The organism is Eudoraea adriatica DSM 19308, from assembly GCF_000382125.1.
GTDB classification, from domain to species: domain Bacteria; phylum Bacteroidota; class Bacteroidia; order Flavobacteriales; family Flavobacteriaceae; genus Eudoraea; species Eudoraea adriatica.
Genome location: NZ_KB907555.1, coordinates 46,358 through 64,687, shown reverse-complemented (window position 1 = coordinate 64,687; position 18,330 = coordinate 46,358). Strand labels below are relative to the sequence as shown.

The 18,330-nt window shown below is 36.6% G+C and carries 13 protein-coding genes; 2 read left to right on the top strand and 11 right to left on the bottom strand.

The window, feature by feature from the left end; all coding sequences use genetic code 11:
- The first annotated feature begins 1 nt into the window (after position 1).
- Positions 2 to 667, top strand: coding sequence for an LbetaH domain-containing protein (locus G504_RS0117300; protein WP_019671459.1), 666 nt, complete (start codon positions 2 to 4; stop codon positions 665 to 667).
- Positions 668 to 1,347: 680 nt separating this feature from the next.
- Here G504_RS0117300 and G504_RS0117295 read toward each other — a convergent pair.
- The 11 genes from G504_RS0117295 to G504_RS20150 all read right to left on the bottom strand — a co-directional run bounded on the left by G504_RS0117295 (position 1,348) and on the right by G504_RS20150 (position 15,325).
- Complete coding sequence (locus G504_RS0117295; RefSeq protein ID WP_019671458.1) at positions 1,348 to 2,253, bottom strand: hypothetical protein; 906 nt, start codon at positions 2,251 to 2,253, stop codon at positions 1,348 to 1,350.
- Between the two features lie 7 nt (positions 2,254 to 2,260).
- Positions 2,261 to 3,709: an MBOAT family O-acyltransferase gene (locus tag G504_RS0117290; protein WP_019671457.1), complete on the bottom strand. Its 1,449-nt coding sequence runs from the start codon at positions 3,707 to 3,709 to the stop codon at positions 2,261 to 2,263.
- 410 nt (positions 3,710 to 4,119) lie between these two features.
- Positions 4,120 to 5,340 carry an OmpA family protein gene (locus G504_RS0117275; protein WP_019671454.1) on the bottom strand — a complete coding sequence of 407 codons (1,221 nt, stop codon included), beginning with the start codon at positions 5,338 to 5,340 and terminating at the stop codon, positions 4,120 to 4,122.
- Between the two features lie 116 nt (positions 5,341 to 5,456).
- On the bottom strand, positions 5,457 to 5,918 hold the full coding sequence (locus tag G504_RS0117270) for a hypothetical protein (protein WP_157473496.1): 462 nt from the start codon (positions 5,916 to 5,918) through the stop codon (positions 5,457 to 5,459).
- Between the two features lie 11 nt (positions 5,919 to 5,929).
- Positions 5,930 to 7,072, bottom strand: coding sequence for an N-acetyl-alpha-D-glucosaminyl L-malate synthase BshA (gene bshA / locus G504_RS0117265; protein ID WP_019671452.1), 1,143 nt, complete (start codon positions 7,070 to 7,072; stop codon positions 5,930 to 5,932).
- A 98-nt stretch (positions 7,073 to 7,170) separates the two neighbouring features.
- Positions 7,171 to 10,089 carry a glycoside hydrolase family 3 N-terminal domain-containing protein gene (locus G504_RS0117260; protein WP_019671451.1) on the bottom strand — a complete coding sequence of 973 codons (2,919 nt, stop codon included), beginning with the start codon at positions 10,087 to 10,089 and terminating at the stop codon, positions 7,171 to 7,173.
- 108 nt (positions 10,090 to 10,197) lie between these two features.
- A complete protein-coding gene (locus tag G504_RS0117255) occupies positions 10,198 to 10,680 on the bottom strand; it encodes a hypothetical protein (protein ID WP_019671450.1) in 483 nt (160 codons plus the stop codon).
- A 55-nt stretch (positions 10,681 to 10,735) separates the two neighbouring features.
- Positions 10,736 to 11,527, bottom strand: coding sequence for a (Fe-S)-binding protein (locus G504_RS0117250; RefSeq protein WP_019671449.1), 792 nt, complete (start codon positions 11,525 to 11,527; stop codon positions 10,736 to 10,738).
- Between the two features lie 20 nt (positions 11,528 to 11,547).
- Positions 11,548 to 12,873, bottom strand: a complete 1,326-nt coding sequence (locus G504_RS0117245) for a (Fe-S)-binding protein (protein ID WP_019671448.1) — start codon at positions 12,871 to 12,873, stop codon at positions 11,548 to 11,550.
- Positions 12,874 to 13,842 carry an MlaD family protein gene (locus tag G504_RS0117240; RefSeq protein WP_019671447.1) on the bottom strand — a complete coding sequence of 323 codons (969 nt, stop codon included), beginning with the start codon at positions 13,840 to 13,842 and terminating at the stop codon, positions 12,874 to 12,876.
- A 55-nt stretch (positions 13,843 to 13,897) separates the two neighbouring features.
- Positions 13,898 to 15,325 carry an N-acetylmuramoyl-L-alanine amidase family protein gene (locus tag G504_RS20150; protein ID WP_019671446.1) on the bottom strand — a complete coding sequence of 476 codons (1,428 nt, stop codon included), beginning with the start codon at positions 15,323 to 15,325 and terminating at the stop codon, positions 13,898 to 13,900.
- A 254-nt stretch (positions 15,326 to 15,579) separates the two neighbouring features.
- On the opposite strand from G504_RS20150, the gene G504_RS0117230 reads away from it, so the two are divergent.
- Entirely contained in the window at positions 15,580 to 18,279 is a 2,700-nt protein-coding gene (locus G504_RS0117230) for a putative LPS assembly protein LptD (protein WP_019671445.1), read from the top strand.
- Positions 18,280 to 18,330 lie beyond the last annotated feature (51 nt).

The following is an 18,330-nucleotide window of genomic DNA, read 5'->3' as shown; positions in this document are numbered from 1 at the left end:
TATGAAAAATATAATTATATTAGGAACAGGTGGTTTGGCAGCAGAATTAACATTTTATATTAAGAATAATAACCCTAAAGTTGATGATCATGAAAAAATTAATATTTTAGGATATATTGATTATGAATATAATATAGAAAAGTATTGGAAAAGATATAATTTTGAGGCCCCTGTATTGTGCGATATTGATTCATATGTTCCAAAAAAAAATGAAGAAGTTTTAATAGGGATTGCAGATGTAAGTTTTAGAAATAAAATGATCGATATCTTATTGAAAAAGAAAGCCCAAATAGGCAGTTTTATTCATCATACAGTTATTATATCAAAATTTCATAATTTGGGTGTTGGAAACATTGTTTTCCCATATTGTGCAATTGAACCACATAATATTGTTGGTGATTTTAACATTTTAACTTCTTATAGTTTTATTAGTCATGATTGTGAAGTTGGTAATGGTAATTTCTTTTCAAAAGCAGGGATTGCCGGCCATGTAAAAATTGGCAACAATAATTATTTTGGAATTGGATCGGTCATAACTCCACATACCGTACTGGGTAATAATAATATTATTCAGGCAGGAATGACTGTAGATAAAAATGTAAAAGATAATACTACGGTATTCTATCGTTTCAAAGAAAGAGTAATGGCAATTCCTAAAGTTAAATAAGCTTTAAAATTAGTTTTATTTTACCTCTTTCCATCATACTCCAGCAGCAATAATCATTATACGCAGCCCTTACTCATCAGTTGAAATTAAATACCTTCTTATTGTAATTTACATAACATTGTAATTAGATGATATTACTTTCATCCTAAGGAAATACTACTTCAGTCTCGTTATACGGCGTTTGCCCTACCGATCCAGGGTTACCATTTGTTGGATCTCTATAATTTTTTAATCCCTGAATATCTTTATAATCAGATATAAATTATTTACGAACATTTTTTACAAGGTATTCCCCCGATAGTTCACAAAACGTTCATCAAGTAGATCAAACCAATCAACATGATCAATTTGAATATTTCCAGAAAAACTTTCAATGTTACTTTTTCTCAACTTGTCTAAATAGTCCAGCGTAAATAAAAGTCAGATGATCTGTGGGAATCTGTATGCCAGTAATTTGAATTATCTTAAAGGTATATTATTAAATTAATGTCAAAACTGCTAAACCTGGTTTTAAATCCCTATTTAATAAAATGAAATTGAAACTTAAATACAGAAAATTATAAGAGTAAAGTATGTAAAACTACTATTTCAATTTATAATTCATTTTCATTATTCACATTTCCATTCTATTTACCACTAAATCCCTTTCTAGGAATGGCCTTTATTGTTCGTTCTAACTTTTATTGGGTAATAATTAATTCATTTAATTTCATAGATAATTTTTTTGCACCTTCTTGATTTAAATGGTCAGCATCTGAAAAATCTGATGCATAAAAATCAGAATCTTCAAGCAAGTTAAAATAGCTACAATTAGTATTTTTTTCAACGAGTTTGTTTATCGTGTTTATAGTTAATTCAAGTTGATCTGCATCAAGGTTTGAAACATATGTTGTATAAGCAGGAGTGGTGTAAAATATTATTTTAGTATTGTTTATAGAGGCCCAATCTATTATTTCTTCTAATATTTTAATAGTCTCGTTTAGTTTTGAAAAATCTTTAGTTGTATGTCTGATTGCTGCCGTCTTTCCAGTTTCAGCCAAGTCCTTGCTCTTTACGTAAATATTTCCATACCCTAATTTTGAACAGGTTATAGGTGTTTTGTTCAATAAATAATAGGAAACGACTCTTTTAATGTTTGATTTTAAATTAATACTCAATAGTTCCGAATTCTCCGATAATTTACTCGACAGTTGAATATCATAATACAAATTATAATTCTTTACTCTCCAATATTCCACTCCATTTCTCATTCTTGAAAATAAAGTGAAATAATCAATGGGTATCATTAAATATTCTAGGGCTTCCCAATTGTTTTTATATTTTTTAAGGATTTCATAATCAAGATTAATAGATTGTGATATGTGACTACCGTTAAATGAATTTCCCGAAATAAAATCTGGATTTATACCATAATAGGTATGCGAACTTCCTAAGAACAGTTTGGAGATTTTATTTGAATTATTCATTAAATAATTGTTTTTATAACTGTAATCATTAGGTATATTTCTTAATAAAGGTTCCATTGCACTAAAAAATATGGCCAATGGTACTAAGAAGATTATTGTTTTCTTAAGAAATGCTTTCATATGAAACTTAAAATTGAAAATAAATAAACTGTTGCTGTTGACCCATAAATAAAAAGATTGCTAATATAATTGAATAATAGATAACATATCTGACTGATTTTTTCGAAGTAAATCCTAGTTTGGCAATTGCATATTGTTCATTTCTTCCTAACCATTCAATTATTATAAATATTATTATTAAGAACAATGTAGATATAGCTGTTCGCATCCCAAAGAATTTAGGTGTTTCAAATAGAGATTTTGAAAAAATCGTAGACAAATAACTAAAAGCATGGCCAATATTTTCGGCCCTAAAAAATATCCAGGCCAATACAGTTAAACCAAACGTAATTCCTATCTGATAAAATTCCTTAGAAGATGGTAAGTACTTCCCAGGTGCAACGGTATCAGTATTAGTTCTATTCCTGTTTAGTAAAAGTAATGGTAAAAAATACAAAGCATTTAATACACCCCAAAATATAAACGTCCAATTAGCACCGTGCCAAAAACCACTGATTATGAAAATAATAAAGGTATTTCTGACCTTCATCGAAGTACCTCCCCGACTGCCACCTATTGGAATATATAGGTAATCTCTGAACCAAGTCGAGAGCGAAATATGCCAGCGTCTCCAAAACTCGGCAATATCCCTTGAAAAATAGGGAAAGGCAAAATTCTGCATTAAGTTAAATCCAAAAAGTCGTGAAGTACCAATAGCTATATCAGAATATCCAGAGAAATCACCATAAATTTGAAATGTAAAAAATATAGCACCCAGGACTAAGGTACTCCCAGAATAATCCGCTGAATTATTAAATATTTCGTTCGCTATTTGTGCAGAATTGTCGGCAATAACAATTTTTTTAAATAAGCCCCATAAAATTTGTCTTAATCCATCAACTGCCTTATTGTAATTAAACGTTCTTTTTTTATAGAACTGTGGCAATAGGTTGGTTGCTCTTTCTATTGGTCCTGCAACTAGTTGGGGAAAAAAACTAACAAATGCCGAAAATGCCAGAAAGTCCCTTGTTGGTTCAAGTTTTCTTTTATACACGTCGATCGTATAACTCAAAGTTTGGAATGTATAAAAACTAATCCCTACAGGTAGTATAATGTTCAATGAATTTGCTTGTATTTCTGAGCCAAAAAACGAAAATGCAGTTACGAAATTATCAAGGAAGAAATTGTAATATTTGAAAAATCCTAAAAATCCAAGATTCACCAGTATGCTTGTCCAAAGCAAAATTTTCCTATTCGATTCGTTAACCGCTGATCTTAATTTTTGACCTACCGTATAGTCTACAATTGTACTGAAGATTATTAAGGATAAGAACCTCCAATCCCACCAGCCATAAAATACATAACTACCTAAAACGACCAGCAGGTTCTGAAGCTTTAGATTTTTATTTACCAAAAACCAGTATATGAAAAATATAATTGGTAAAAAAATCGCAAAATCTATTGAGTTAAAAAGCATTTATTTTCTGTCTTCCTATAGTTCGTGATTCGTTTTCTTTGAATAATGCATAACATTTTTCGCTAAGGAAATTTGAGAGATTGATTATTACAGAATTATCAGTAAATGCTGGCATGATAGCATTTTATGAATTTGGATTCAAATATTTAATAATGTTCTTTTTAATCCGAATTAAATTTAAAATTTCACATTTAAGACGTGAACTGGCTCCTGTTATGAAAATCTTGGTAATCTATATTTAATTAGATCAGGTAAATTTATTAATTTGATCTTGTACAGAATTAATTTGTATCCCAAATTAGTTTCTTGGTACAGGAATAACCAATTGTCTCAACAATTATTTAATTACTGCTCTACGCTATTTATGACTTCAATGTGCTGTTATTTATATATGCTAAGAAGGTATTAGCTCACTTCACAATTTCATATTCAGTTATTCTATTTTGTTCATGTTCTTCATTGTTGCATCTTACTCCATCTGTACATCCATTTGAAATCTGAGTCTCCCCATACCCCTTGGCATAGATCCGGTCACTGCTTATACCAGCACTGATTATATATTTAACAGTACTATCTGCCCTCCGTTGCGATAGCTTCATATTATAATCGGTGCCTCCCCTTGCATCGGCATGTCCTTTAACTTCAATGACGACATCCGGATATTTATTCATAAAAGCCACCAGTTCATCTAGTTTTGCATGGTCTGAACTCACTAAATGAGAAGAATCAAACCTAAAATACACTTTATTAAGTTTGGCCAGTTCATCCATTTTCTGCTTCTGTAAATCAGCTGCTTCCTGTTCGGCCCTTTTTTCGGCTGCAATTCTTGCCTCCTCTTTTTCCCTTGCCAATCTTTCTGCAAGAGCTACTGCTGCCGCTTCTGCCGCCTGTGCCTCGTCAATTGAATCTGAGACTCTCTGTAACTCCTTCTCCATGGCCTCTATTAAGGCCAATTTTTCAAGTCCTTTTTTGGTCAGACCCTTTTCTATATTGAATTGATAAACTGCCCCTACAGCGTGCTGTACGTGGTTAGAAGCCTCATTTCCAAAGGACCACTTCCCTGAAGAACTAAAGTCTAGTCCCCACCTATCTGAAAACCAGGTCCTGAACCCGATTACCGCATTATAAGTTCCTCTTCCAAGATCATTGGCGTATGTATAGCCTGCTCCTACTCCAACATAAGGATCAAAAAAGCCAGTCTGACCTACTAGTTTGTTTAAATCATAGCTAACCCTGGTATCAAAACCAAAATAATCCTTATCCTCAGGGTTTACAATGCCATCTATGATATTACCTTCTTTGTACTTGTTGTACGAGGCAATTGCCTCCAGGCCAATTCCACTCCTGAAATAACGGCCAATATTAACTCTGGAAGGAAAAGCAACACCATTCCAATAATCCTTGATTTTGGTGAAATTATTTAATCTGTCTCCTGAATCATTCACAAAATTCCAGCCAAGACCTACCATCCATGAGCTGACCACCATACTGTCTTTAGCTGTTAATTGCAATTCTTCCAGTTCTTCTGACTGAAGTTGTTCCTGTTGTATCGATTGAGTTTCTTCCTGTGCATAAAATGAGGTTGTACCAATGAGAAGAATAGCAATGGCTACTGTTACGTAGGATTTCATAATGTAATGATTTAGGACTATTACAATACAAAATTACTACCCATTAAATACGATTCCTACTTATTACCTTCAAGTGCAGAAATCTTCGATATGAAACAGAAAATTAATACAGGGAATTATTCTTCTTTGCTTAGGCTAATTTCCTTCTCGGTAAGTGGCATTTTATATAGATGAAAGGGCATTAAAACAGCAGTAAGAGTATCTTTTTTTTGATTAGCAGCAAGAACCCGGGCAAAGACCATTTTATCATCCCTATCTTCCATCCTCTTTAATTCCGGAGTATCGGTATCTGTAGTTTTTCCGCTGCAATAAACAACAACCATTTCTTTATTAAAATCTATTTCCGGAACCGGGAGTCCCGGTTTTCGAGTCATGTTTATCTTGGCAAAAAACTTCTTTAAGGTCTTATAATCCCTTATGACAAGCAACTCTTCTGTTTCCGTACCTCCATAATTATCACTTATTACCAGCATTAATGGGTTTTCTGCAGAAACCTGATAATTCATATCACTAGTCTTATCCTTTTGACTGCCACAAGTTCCCACTAACATTAAAAGCCCTAAAATAATAGTTCTCATTAGAAGTTGCGTTAATAAGAGTTGTTATAGTGTGCCTTATAAGCTTTTTCATAGATTGCCTCATACAGAGGTAATACGTTCTTTATATCAAAATTAAGAGCAACCTGATAAGCATTTTCCTTGAATTCCGCCAGCACCGCATCATCACTGAGTATTTTCAAAGCATTTTTAACCATATCATCCACGTCATTCACATCACTCAAAAAACCTGTTACCCCGTCAATATTGACCTCAGGAATACCACCTGTATTACTCGATATTACCGGAGTCCTGTTAATCATTGCTTCCAAAGCAGCTAAACCAAAGCTTTCCGATTTAGATGGCAGTAAAAACAGATCCGAGAAGCACAGGATTCTGTCTATTTCATTACTGTTTCCCAGAAATACAACCTTATCCGTTATTCCTAATTGTTCACATAAAAATTCAGCATGCTCCTTTTCAGGACCTTCACCAACCATAATCAGTTTTGCCGGTAATTGCTTTTGTATGCCGTTGAAAACATGAATAACATCCGGAATATGCTTTACTTTTCGAAAGTTACTTATATGGGTAATTATCTTTTCATCTTCATCCGCCATGAGAGTTCGCTGACAATCCGTAAATTCTAAACTGTATTTTGTTTTATCTATAAAGTTGGGGACTACCTCAATTTCCTTTTTAACATCGAAAAAATCTAATGTTTTTTGTTTTAAATCTTCTGATACTGAGGTAACTACATCACTTTTATTAATGCTGAAGTTTACTGCAGGTTTGTAAAAAGGATGGTTCCCCACCAAGGTAATATCCGTGCCGTGCAAAGTTGTGATCATGGGAATATAAATCCCGTCTTCTTCCAGTATTTTCTTTGCCATATAGCCTGCATAAGCATGCGGTATTGCATAATGTACATGCAGTAATTCTATTCCGTATAGCTTTATAGTATCCACAAGTTTGCTCGAAAGCGCCAGTTCATAAGGTTGGTAATGAAAAAGCGGATATTCAGGCACATGCACCTCATGAAAATGGATTCTACTGCTCAATAGTTCCAATCGGACCGGCTGCCTGTACGTAATAAAATGTATCTCATGCCCCCTATTTGCCAAAGCAATCCCTAATTCGGTTGCAACAACTCCACTTCCGCCAAATGTCGGGTAACAAACAATAGCTATTTTCATTTAATCAACTGATTTAAATCGTTGTATATTAGTCTCTTAAATATCGTGCAGAGGACTACAACCTATTTATAACACAAATCTAAGATTTAAATTGCAGCCTAATTGATAAGAGAATCATAAATTGCCTTCTGAATCCTTGTTCGCAGTTCTGATTTCACCAAAAGCCTGTTTGTGGCAGAAGGATAAGTCCTGTTGGACAGGAAAACATATACGATTTCCTCTTCCGGATCTGCCCAGGTAAAAGTCCCCGTAAAACCACTGTGACCGAAACTTTTTCTGGACACGCAACCACAGGTAGGTCCCTTATCCTCCAACTGGGGTTTATCGAAACCTACGCCCCGTCTTACCTTCTTATCGCAGAAATAGCACTTATTGAATTTTTCAATGGTCCTTGGATTTAAAAATCTTTCCCCACCGTAATAGCCTCCCTGAATATACATTTGCATAATTTTTGCCACATCATTTGCATTGCTGAACAAACCTGCATGCCCTCCTACCCCGCCTTGCATTGCCGCTCCCATATCGTGCACATATCCCTGAACAAGCTGGTATCTGTAATAGTTATCTACCTCAGAAGGGACTATGGTATTAATAGGGAATTTTTTTAACGGATTATACGCAGTATGGTTTGCTCCCAGAGGCTTGAAAAGGAAATTATCCATTAAATTATCCAAACCGGAATTATAGGTTTCCTCAATGTATTTTTTAAAGACGTAATAGGGAACATCACTGTACCTGTATCTATTTGATTTTAGCCCCTGCCTTCCTATTCGACTATAAATGGAGTCCTTATACGAGTCTTTCAGATACATCCTGTCCGTAACCTTAATAGAAAAACCATCAGCCGGGTTGCTCCTGTAGAATTCCGGAGAAGGTCTTCTTTTCTCATTTAAAGTCTCCAGGTAAAAGGCAATCCAGGATGGTAACCTGCCGTAGTGACTTAACGCTTTAAGCACTGTTACATCCTTAATCTCCGTATCTGCATACTCCGGTATTAAATCCTGAAAAGTATCATTCAAAGCTATTTTACCATCCTCTTCCATTTTCATTACTGCTGGGAGGGTTGAGAGAATTTTTGTCAGTGATGCAAGATCAAATATATTATCGGTAGTTAATTTATTTTCAGACTCATAAGTGGGTTTACCGAAAGCTTTATTATAAATAACTTTGCCTTTTCTGGCAATTAAAACCTGAGCTCCGGGATACATTAAAGAGTCCAACCCGTTTTGAACCAATTGATCTACTTCGGCAAGCTTTGAAGAACTCATGCCAACCCTCTCAGGCAAGCTGTACCCTAAGCGCATTAGCGATTCTGTTTTTACTGAAGTATTCACAGGAAACTCCGGACTTACCGTGACCGGTAATATGCCCTTTGCCGGAATTGCTCCAAAAAGCACTTCCGCGGCTTTCTGCTGTGCAAGTGGGCTATTCTGATATGCAACAAGTATCCCGTCAATATCCTTAAACATAGTTATATCCGAGAGAGCATAAGGTTTGGCAAATACATTTAGTAATACGTTTGAAGTCCTTTGTCTGGAAATTTCCTGAAGCCAAAAAAGTTCTTTTTGAGTAAATTTATAAGGTTTCCAGGGACTTTCATTACTCTTATGAAATCCGATTATAATCAGATTAAAATCAAAAAGCTTCTTTTTAAGTGTAGCAATATCACTGCCATTTACCTGTGTTACCTCCGCGTATTTATTTAATGCTTCCAAAAAAGGCGTATTCACTCCATCTCCAAATTTCACATAGGCAATCTTCTTGTTCTCAAGTTTCTTGATCCCAACAAGGTTGAGCCTGTCTCTTATAACTGTAATTGCGCTTTCTATGGCCTCTTCATAGATTACCTCATTTTCAGGACCATTCAGATCCTCAATAAGATTCTCCGTATCTATAGCCCGGTATTCATTTAGGCCAGCCTTGAATTTGGCCATTAATATTTTTTTGACGGAATAGGCCAGTCGTTGCTCTGTTATAAGCCCTTTCTGATAGGCCTTTATAAAAGTTTCCTTGCTTTTTAAAAAATCCTTGGGCATCAGCAAAATATCGTTGCCTGCCAAAAATGCTTCTAACTCGGTTATTCCATTGTTTGCGAAGTCAGAAACTCCTCTCATATTCAATGCATCCGTAAACACCAATCCTTCAAAATTCAACTGATTTTTAAGCACATTGGTAATGATGTTTTTGGATAAGGATGACGGCCGCTTATTTTCAGGCTCCAATTCGGGAACATTTAAATGTGCTACCATGACACTGCTAAGCCCCTCTTTTATTAGCCTCTTATAAGGGTATAATTCAATGCTGTCAAGTCGTTGCCTGGTAAAATCCAAGGTGGGTAACGATTTATGAGAATCTACAAAGGTATCTCCATGACCCGGAAAGTGTTTCCCGCTTGAAAGAACTCCTGCTTTTTCCATGCCCTTCATAAAAGCAATTCCTTTCAATGCGACATTCTCCCTGTCTTCGCCAAAAGACCGATTTCCAATTATTGGATTTCTAGGATCGATGTTTATATCAATATCCGGTGCAAAATTGATATGTACCCCAAGTCTATTTGCGTGCCTGCCTATTTGATTTCCTACTCTTGCCACAATTGCAGTATCCCCGATTGCACCCAGGGTCATATTCCATGGAAACGAGTAGGTAGAATCCAGTCTCATTGCCAATCCCCATTCGGCATCCATTCCTATGAGCAGAGGTATTTTTGCCAGGGACTGATATTCATTGGTCTGCTTAGCCTGACGCATGGGGCCGCCTTTAGAAAAAATTAGTCCTCCAATATCGTGATCCTTAATAAATCCTTTGATTCTTTGAACGGCAGCTTTGTCTTCCCCTGAAGATGCCATTACCATAAATAATTGGCCAACCTTTTCTTCCACTGACATCGCATTATACTTGTCATTTACCCATTCTAACTGGGACAAAGTATCTGTGCTAACCAATGGAGCATATTGACCCTGGGCTACCTGTAATAAAGCAAATAATAGAAAAGAAAGTAGGTTTTTCCCCATAAGCATTTTTTTTAGGTACTAACTTAAAACGCACTTAAATATTGTACCCTATAAATAAATATAGCCGCGGCGGGATATTAGAATGCCAAGCATCTAATCACGCTATATATAATTTTACATAAACCGGCTGTGCCAGCTCTCAGATGCCGGCACTTCCCAATGATTTACATATTCATATTTATTTGTAACCAAATTATTAAAAACTATTGTGTTTTTAGAAATAGCCTTGTCCTTAGCCATTTTCTTAAAATCCTGTAACGTCTTATATGCAATATATGTGCCTTGTTTATAGGACACGTTCATTTTGTCCAATAAATCCACATTATATTCCTTTTCAAGCTGTTGTATGAAATGTACAGACGCATCAATAGAGCAGCCCGATGCCGATGCATAATCCTGATCCAAAGCAATTACAATGAAGCGCTTATATTTAATTTCATATCCTGCCTTAAGGTCGCTTCCATGGGCGGTCCATTCTGAAACAAATCTGTCAAGGGCTGTAGATATCTCAACTAGCTCTTCTTCTGAAAAGCTCCTGTTCGCCTGGTATATCCAAACCCTTGCGGTTTCTGTTAATGAATCAAAATTTACGAGCATATTTTTTTTCTCCTTTTAATTGTATTGGTGATTTTTATAAGGTCTGCTATACTCTTTATAAATCTCCGGCATTAGCTATTAACTCAGCAATATCCATTACTTTCAATGAATCTTCTTTCTCCTTGCTTTTTACCCCGTCTGTCATCATTGTATTGCAGAACGGACAGGCCGCCGCAATAATATCGGGTTGCGTCTGTAAGGCCTGCTCTGTGCGTTCAACATTCACATCTTTATCGCCTTTCTCGGGTTCTTTAAACATTTGAGCACCTCCTGCTCCACAGCATAAGCCTTTTTTGCGACAGTTTTTCATTTCTACGAGTTGTGCATCAAGTTTCTTAATTAGATTTCTTGGTGCCTCATACACATTGTTTGCCCTTCCCAGATAGCAGGGATCGTGAAATGTAATGCGTTTCCCCTTAAAATTTCCACCTTCCAAAGTAATTCTTCCTTCTTCCAATAACTTATTGATAAACTGGGTGTGATGCATGACCTGGTAATTGCCTCCTAGTTCCGGATATTCGTTTTTTATGGTATTAAAACAGTGCGGGCAAGCGGTTACAACACTTTTTACACCATAGGCATTCATCACCTCAATATTGGTTACTGCCTGCATTTGAAATAAAAACTCATTCCCGGCTCGTTTAGCAGGGTCCCCTGAACAACTTTCTTCCGTTCCAAGAACGGCAAAATTTACATTGGCATTATTTAGTATTTTTACAAAAGCCCTGGTTATTTTTTTGGCCCTGTCATCAAAACTACCAGCACAACCAACCCAAAACAATACTTCCGGCTCCTTACCTGCAGCAAAAAGCTCAGCCATTGTCGGTACTTTCAACTCCTCACTCATTTTCTTGTTTATTTTGCCTATTAAGATTCATCGGTCCAATTAAGCCTGTCCATTTGATTAAAGGGCCAGGGTGCACCATTATTTTCAATATTGCTCATCATAACATTGAGTTCGGTTGGCGCAGCTGATTGTTCCATAACCAGATACTGTCGCATACTAATTATAATAGATAATGGATCTATACTTACCGGACAAGCTTCCACACAAGCGTTGCATGAAGTACATGCCCATATTTCTTCGGGTGTGATAAAATCTCCCAATAACTGGCGTCCATCTTCAGCAAATTCTCCCTTATTAATATCTAAAATATTACCTACCTCCTCTAATCTATCACGCGTATCCATCATTATCTTCCTTGGTGATAATTTTTTTCCTGTAAGGTTTGCAGGACATTCACTGGTGCACCGTCCGCATTCTGTACAGGTATATGCGTTTAATAACTGTACCTTAGTAAGGTCCATAACATCCGAAGCCCCAAATTTATCAGGCGGAGGCGCATCTTCTGCCGGTGCCGCAAAAGGATCAGCACTGGGGTCCATCATTAATTTCACTTCTTTGGTTACTGCCTCAAGGTTAGTGAACCTTCCCGGCTCCGTAAGATTTCCATAATAGGTATTGGGGAAGGCAAGTAATATGTGAAGATGTTTTGAATAATACAAATAATTCAGAAAAGCCAAAATTCCAACGATATGCATCCACCATGCAATCCGTTCTACAAGGATTATTCCATCTACGGACATACCAGCAAAAACAGAAGTGATAAACTGACTAACAGGAAAAAGACCGGCCTTGGTATAATGCGGTGTATCCAGAAGCTGAAGCTGATAATCCGCAGCATTCATTGTGAGGAATAAAAACATTAAAACCAATTCTATGTACAAGATAAGATTGGCATCCAGTTTTGGCCAACCTTTCATTTCAGGTTTAATAAAGCGTTTTAACCGAATAAAATTTCTACGTAACCAAAAGATAATCACTGACAGTATTACCAATAGTGCAAGTACTTCGAAGGAAGCGATAAGGACATTGTAAATATTACCGAGTGGCGCAAAAACCCTGTGGGTTCCAAAAATACCGTCAATTATTATCTCCAGAACTTCAATGTTAATAATTATAAACCCGAGATAAACAATTACATGCAAGACACCGGCTATGGGTCTTACAACCATTTTAGTTTGCCCTAAAGCTATCCGGGCCATATTCCTAAAACGCTGTGGTTTGTCATCGGCCGGCATTTCGCCTCTTCCAAGATTGATGTTTCTCAAAAGCTTTTTAACATTCCTGGCAAAATAACCAATACCGGTTATTAGAATAATAAGAAAAACTACATTTGGCAGGTACTGCATCTATTCTTCTGGTTTTTTTGTAGCAGGATCATCTTCCGGAACCTCATATTCTTTTTGTTTTTTACCAAAAACAGAGACATTTACATAGCGCTTTGGATTTAAGCGAAAATCCTGAAGAAGCAAGTCTAATTCTTTGGAAGCTTCAGATAAATTGTTGTACAATTCCTCATTATTTACCAATTTGCCCAGCGTACCTTCACCACTTTCAATTTTGGCCAGCATTTTATCCAAATTCCCTATCGTGGTTTCTAAACTTCTTATTGTATTAGAAAGACCTACCTGGGCAATTGAATCTGAGAGTGCGGAAAAATTTGTGGTAATGGTATTAATGTTTGTTATGGAACTGTCTAATTTGTGTTTATTATCCGCCAATAATGTATTTAGAGTTGCAGCACTTGATTGAAAACTCTGGACTGTAACGTTGAGTCCCTGAATACTTTCGCGCAAACTCCTCTTTGTCTCTTCATCCAGGACGTCATTGAAATTTATTAGCAATGAATCTGCGTTGGACACTGCCCCTTCAATTTTAGACTGTAAGGGCGCTAATTTTTGTTGTAATAAATCTGTTAAACCGGGTTTAATATTAGAGGTAAGGGTATCACCAGATCTTGCGGCCGGAGCACCATCAAAAACAGGATTAATTTGAATTCCTTTTCCACCAATAATTCCGGTATCATAGAGCTCGGCAACACTGTTTTTTGAAAATTCGAAATTACTGTCCACAGAAAAAGTTACCAGAAGGTTGCCACTCCCGTTTTTAAAGGTGATATTATTCACATTTCCCACATTGAATCCGTTTATAGATACCTGCGTGCCCGGTTGCAAACCACCAACATGGTCGTAAACTGCATAAAAGATTTTGCTATTATTAAATAAGGGAGTCGCTTTAAGAAAACTATAACCCATGACAAACAGCAAAATACCTCCAATAACTATTATTCCCGTTTTAATTTCTCTGGATAGTTTCAAACGACTAGATTTAGATTACAAACAAAATTAGAAATAAATTTCAGAAGACCTCCCATTATTCTGAGACGTATTTCAGGGCCTCCGGTACAGGAATTCTTTTTCCATCCTTATAGGCCACAATAAAGGATGAAGCATAGCCTTTAGCATCGGCATTGGCCTTATACAGTTTTGCCTGGGAATATGAATTGGTCTTTCCGTACATATATCTCACCAGGTTATTATAGCGCTCTGTGGAGAGTGAACTCAATCCATTAAACTCTTCTGAAAGTAAAGGCAAAACTTTTGAACTGGCTAATAATTGTACTTTAAATACCACTTCCGATTCTGAAACAACTTCTTCTTTTTTTACCTCTTCTTTAGCTTCGTCAACATTTGGTGTTATAATAGGTTCTTCCGAAATTGGTGTAGGTTTTTCCGTTACCGCTTCCACAGCAACTATTTCTTTTGCAATTGGCTTGGCTTCTTCTTGAACCTGGTCTTGCTCTGGTTGATTTTGAGCAGTTACAGCAGTCTCTGCCGGAGGCAAATCACCCGAAGATACAACTATTGGCTCCTTGATTTCTTTTCTGGCAGCTTCTTTTTGCTCTTCAGCAGCTGGTGTTTCTTCCGGATTCACAATTGCAATTGTCTCAGGAGCCGCAGGCTCCTCGGCCTTTTTTGTTGCAGTAATTTGGCTGGAAGAAGCAGCATCTTCCAGATTAACCCTGGTATTATTTTTATAATTAATAATGGCATCCGCAATAGCAGAGCCCATTTCGTCCTGACCTTTTTTGGAATTTAGGTATACTCCCTCCGACTTGTTTGTAAGAAAACCTGTTTCTATCAGAACACTGGGCATAAATGTTTGATGCAGAACAATAAATCCGGCCTGCTTTACCTTTCGGTCGTTACGACTAAGGTTGTTGGAAAAATTATCCTGCATCATCTTTCCCAACATAATGCTTTGATCCAAAAATTCTTCCTGCATAATAGTTAAGCCTATTACAGACTCTGGTGAGTTAATATCATAATCGGCATAGCGCGTTTCGTAATTATCTTCGAGATAAATCACAGAGTTTTCCTTTTTTGCTATCTCAAAATTCTGTTTGTTTGCATGCAGCCCCAGCACAAATGTCCCTGCTCCATTAGCATCAGAAGTGTGTGAATCGCAATGCACAGATACGAAAAGGTCCGCATTTGCCTTGTTTGCAATTTCTCCTCTAACATATAGATCCACAAAAGAATCATCCTTTCTTGTATAGATAACCTTAATGTCCGGGTGGGATTCTAATTTCCTTCCAACATTTAAAACAATATTTAATGCAATATTTTTTTCCATATAACCATTGCCCAGGTTACCCGGATCATGACCACCATGGCCTGCATCTAATACAACCGTGAATTGATCAGTTTGTGGAAATACTTCACTTTCATTATAGGAATAGGAGCATAACAAGAAACATGCTATTGCCAGGGGAATGAAAAAAAACTTATTCAACTTCATTTCTATATAGATGTATTTTAGAGAAAATGGAACACTAATAATGGCATTATATCTTATTCTAAGTTAAAAAACTTTTGGATTTATCCCTTTTTGAAATCAAAATTACTATAAACGTTTTTCTCCTGCCAAAAGGATTTTAATAGCATTTACTATGGTTAAATTTATTGTAATGTGCTACAAGCAGACCAAAAAATATATGTAAGTTTGACTACCAAAAACGAAGCCTTACCGTTACAAAAATAGGATTTATCGCTTTGCAATCAAACAAACATCCTCTACTTTTCTTATTACTGCTTGTCATTAGCGTTATTCCCCTCTCTGCGCAGGAAGATTTGGTGAGGCCTTTACCTATTAAAGCTGTGGGAGATACCATTTATGCACCACTTATGCCTGTTCCTGCAGAATTAGATACAGTTCAGACAGATTCTATACAGACAGATTCAATTAATGGCAAAGAGGGTATTTTAACAGATAAAATCAAATACAAGGCCAAGGATTATGTTAAATTAAGTCAGAAAGATCAGAAAATATACCTCTACAATGAAGCTGAAATTTATTATCAGGATACGGAATTGAAAGCTGGTGTAATCATTATGGATTACGTCAAAAATGAAGTATATGCAGGGCGCATGAGAGATTCACTGGGTAATTATTCACAAACCCCGTATTTTAAGCAAGGTGAAAATGTGGTAATTCCGGATTCTATCCGATTTAATTTTGACACACAAAAAGCCCTGATTTGGAATTCCAGAACAGAGCAGCAGGCGGGGTTAGGACAACTTGGATCTGATGCAATGAAGGTCTATGCTTCGATTACCAAAAAGGAGAACGATTCGGTTTATTTTTTAAGCGAAGGAAAACTAACAACTTCCAAAGACACAATTAACCCGGATTATTACATCAGGGTGAGGAAGGCAAAGTTCGTCCCAAAGAAAAAAGTCATAGCCGGACTCAGTAATATTTATATTGCAGATGTACCCACCCCTATAGCAATGCCATTTGCTTATTTTCCATTGACTTCAGGCAGAACTGCGGGTGTTATGATGCCTACTTTTGGAAACGACCCGGACAGAGGTTACTTTCTGCAAAATATGGGTTATTATGTCCCGATCAATGATTATGTTGACCTAACCCTTACAGGGGACCTGTACACCAATGGCAGTTGGGGTTTCAGAGCACAATCTGTATATTCCAAGCGTTATAAGTACAGGGGGAATTTTAATTTCAGGTATGAAAATCAGGTTACAAGTCAAAAGGGATTTGATGATTACAGCCGCGGGACTATTTATAATATTCAAATTGCACATTCTCAGGATTCAAAAGCCAATCCCAATTCCAGGTTGTCCGCATCTGTAAACCTTGGTAGCAGCCAGTATTACAGGAATTCTTTACTCCAACAAAATTTACCCAACACCCAAATAAACAATCTGTCTTCCTCTATTTCATATTCCAGAACATTTCCGGCCTATCCATCGGTGAATGTCAGTTTAACGGCTACGCATAATCAAAATACTAATACAGACGCGGTAGATTTAACACTTCCAACATTGCAAGGCAGTCTGGAGCGGATATTTCCTTTTGCCAAAAAGGACGGCATAAAAAAAGGCGCTATACAAAATATTAATTTTCAATACGACCTTAATGCCCGAAACAGCATTAAAACCAATTCTGAAGATTTTCTAACATCAAAAATGTTCGATGACGCCAAAGTTGGCGCCAGGCACAGAATCCCGATAAGCACAAATTTTAAAGTTGCCAAATACTTTAGCCTGAGTTTAGGTGGCAATTATGAAGATGTATGGACCCTGGAAACCTATAATCAACGTTATGATGCGGAAACCCAGGAAGTAGTTACAGATACAATTCAAGGTTTTGACCGCTTTAATCAATACAGCTTAAGCAGTAGTTTAGGGACAACGGTTTATGGCACATTCAATTTTGGAGAGGATAAAAAAATACAGGCTATCCGTCATATTATGAGACCCTCTGTAAGTTACGGCTGGGCACCCTCTTTTGATCAATACTATGACGAATATATTAATGGGGTTACCGGCGATACCATTGAGTATACACGTTTTCAAAATACTTTATACGGTGCTCCCAGAAGCGGTAAGTCCAGTGCTTTGAGCTTCTCCCTTGCAAATACCCTCGAAGCCAAAGTGCGGGATAAAGATTCCACGAAATTGGAACCCAAGAAAGTAATGCTGCTTAATAGTTTTAATCTGTCTACAGGTTATAATTTTCAGGCAGATTCCCTTAATTTAAGTCCGGTTGCCTTGACCGGAGGCACAAATATTCTGGATAATAAAATGTCCATAAACTTTGGAGCCAATCTGGATCCCTATGCAATAGACAATAATGGCAGGAGGATAAATACTTTTAACATTAATAACGGAGGAAGCCTGTTCAGGCTCACCTCTGCGAGGGCTAACATAAGTTATTCCTTAAGCAGTAAAGATTTTCAACCCGTCAAAGACCGGGAAGAATACCCAACAGAAGGCGATGCTTACGTCGCGGCTAGTGGGGGCAGGACTGATGACCTTTTTGGCAAAGCAAATAATTTTGATGAAAGCAGATTTGACGAGATGGATGACAAGGAGGTTGAGAATCCAATTTATCAAAATAAAATTGAATGGGATCTTAGACTGCAATATGCCGTTACCTATAGTAATAGCGCCAGGCAAAATGAAATTTCCAATAATTCGCTAATGTTTTCGGGCAATATTACGCTATCGCCCGGGTGGGACGTTGGGGTGTCCTCGGGTTATGATTTTGCGAACAAAGGATTTACTGTTACTCAGCTTAGATTCAGACGTGACTTAAAAAGTTTTAAATTAAATTTTGACTGGACACCATTCGGGGATTTTGAAAGATGGTATTTCTTTATAGGAATTAAAAGCTCAATTCTAAAAGATCTGAAATGGGAAAACAGAAGTCAGCCACCACCAAGGTAGTTGTTAAACACTATATTACATCTATTTTTGTACTCGTATTTTTTTTACTTT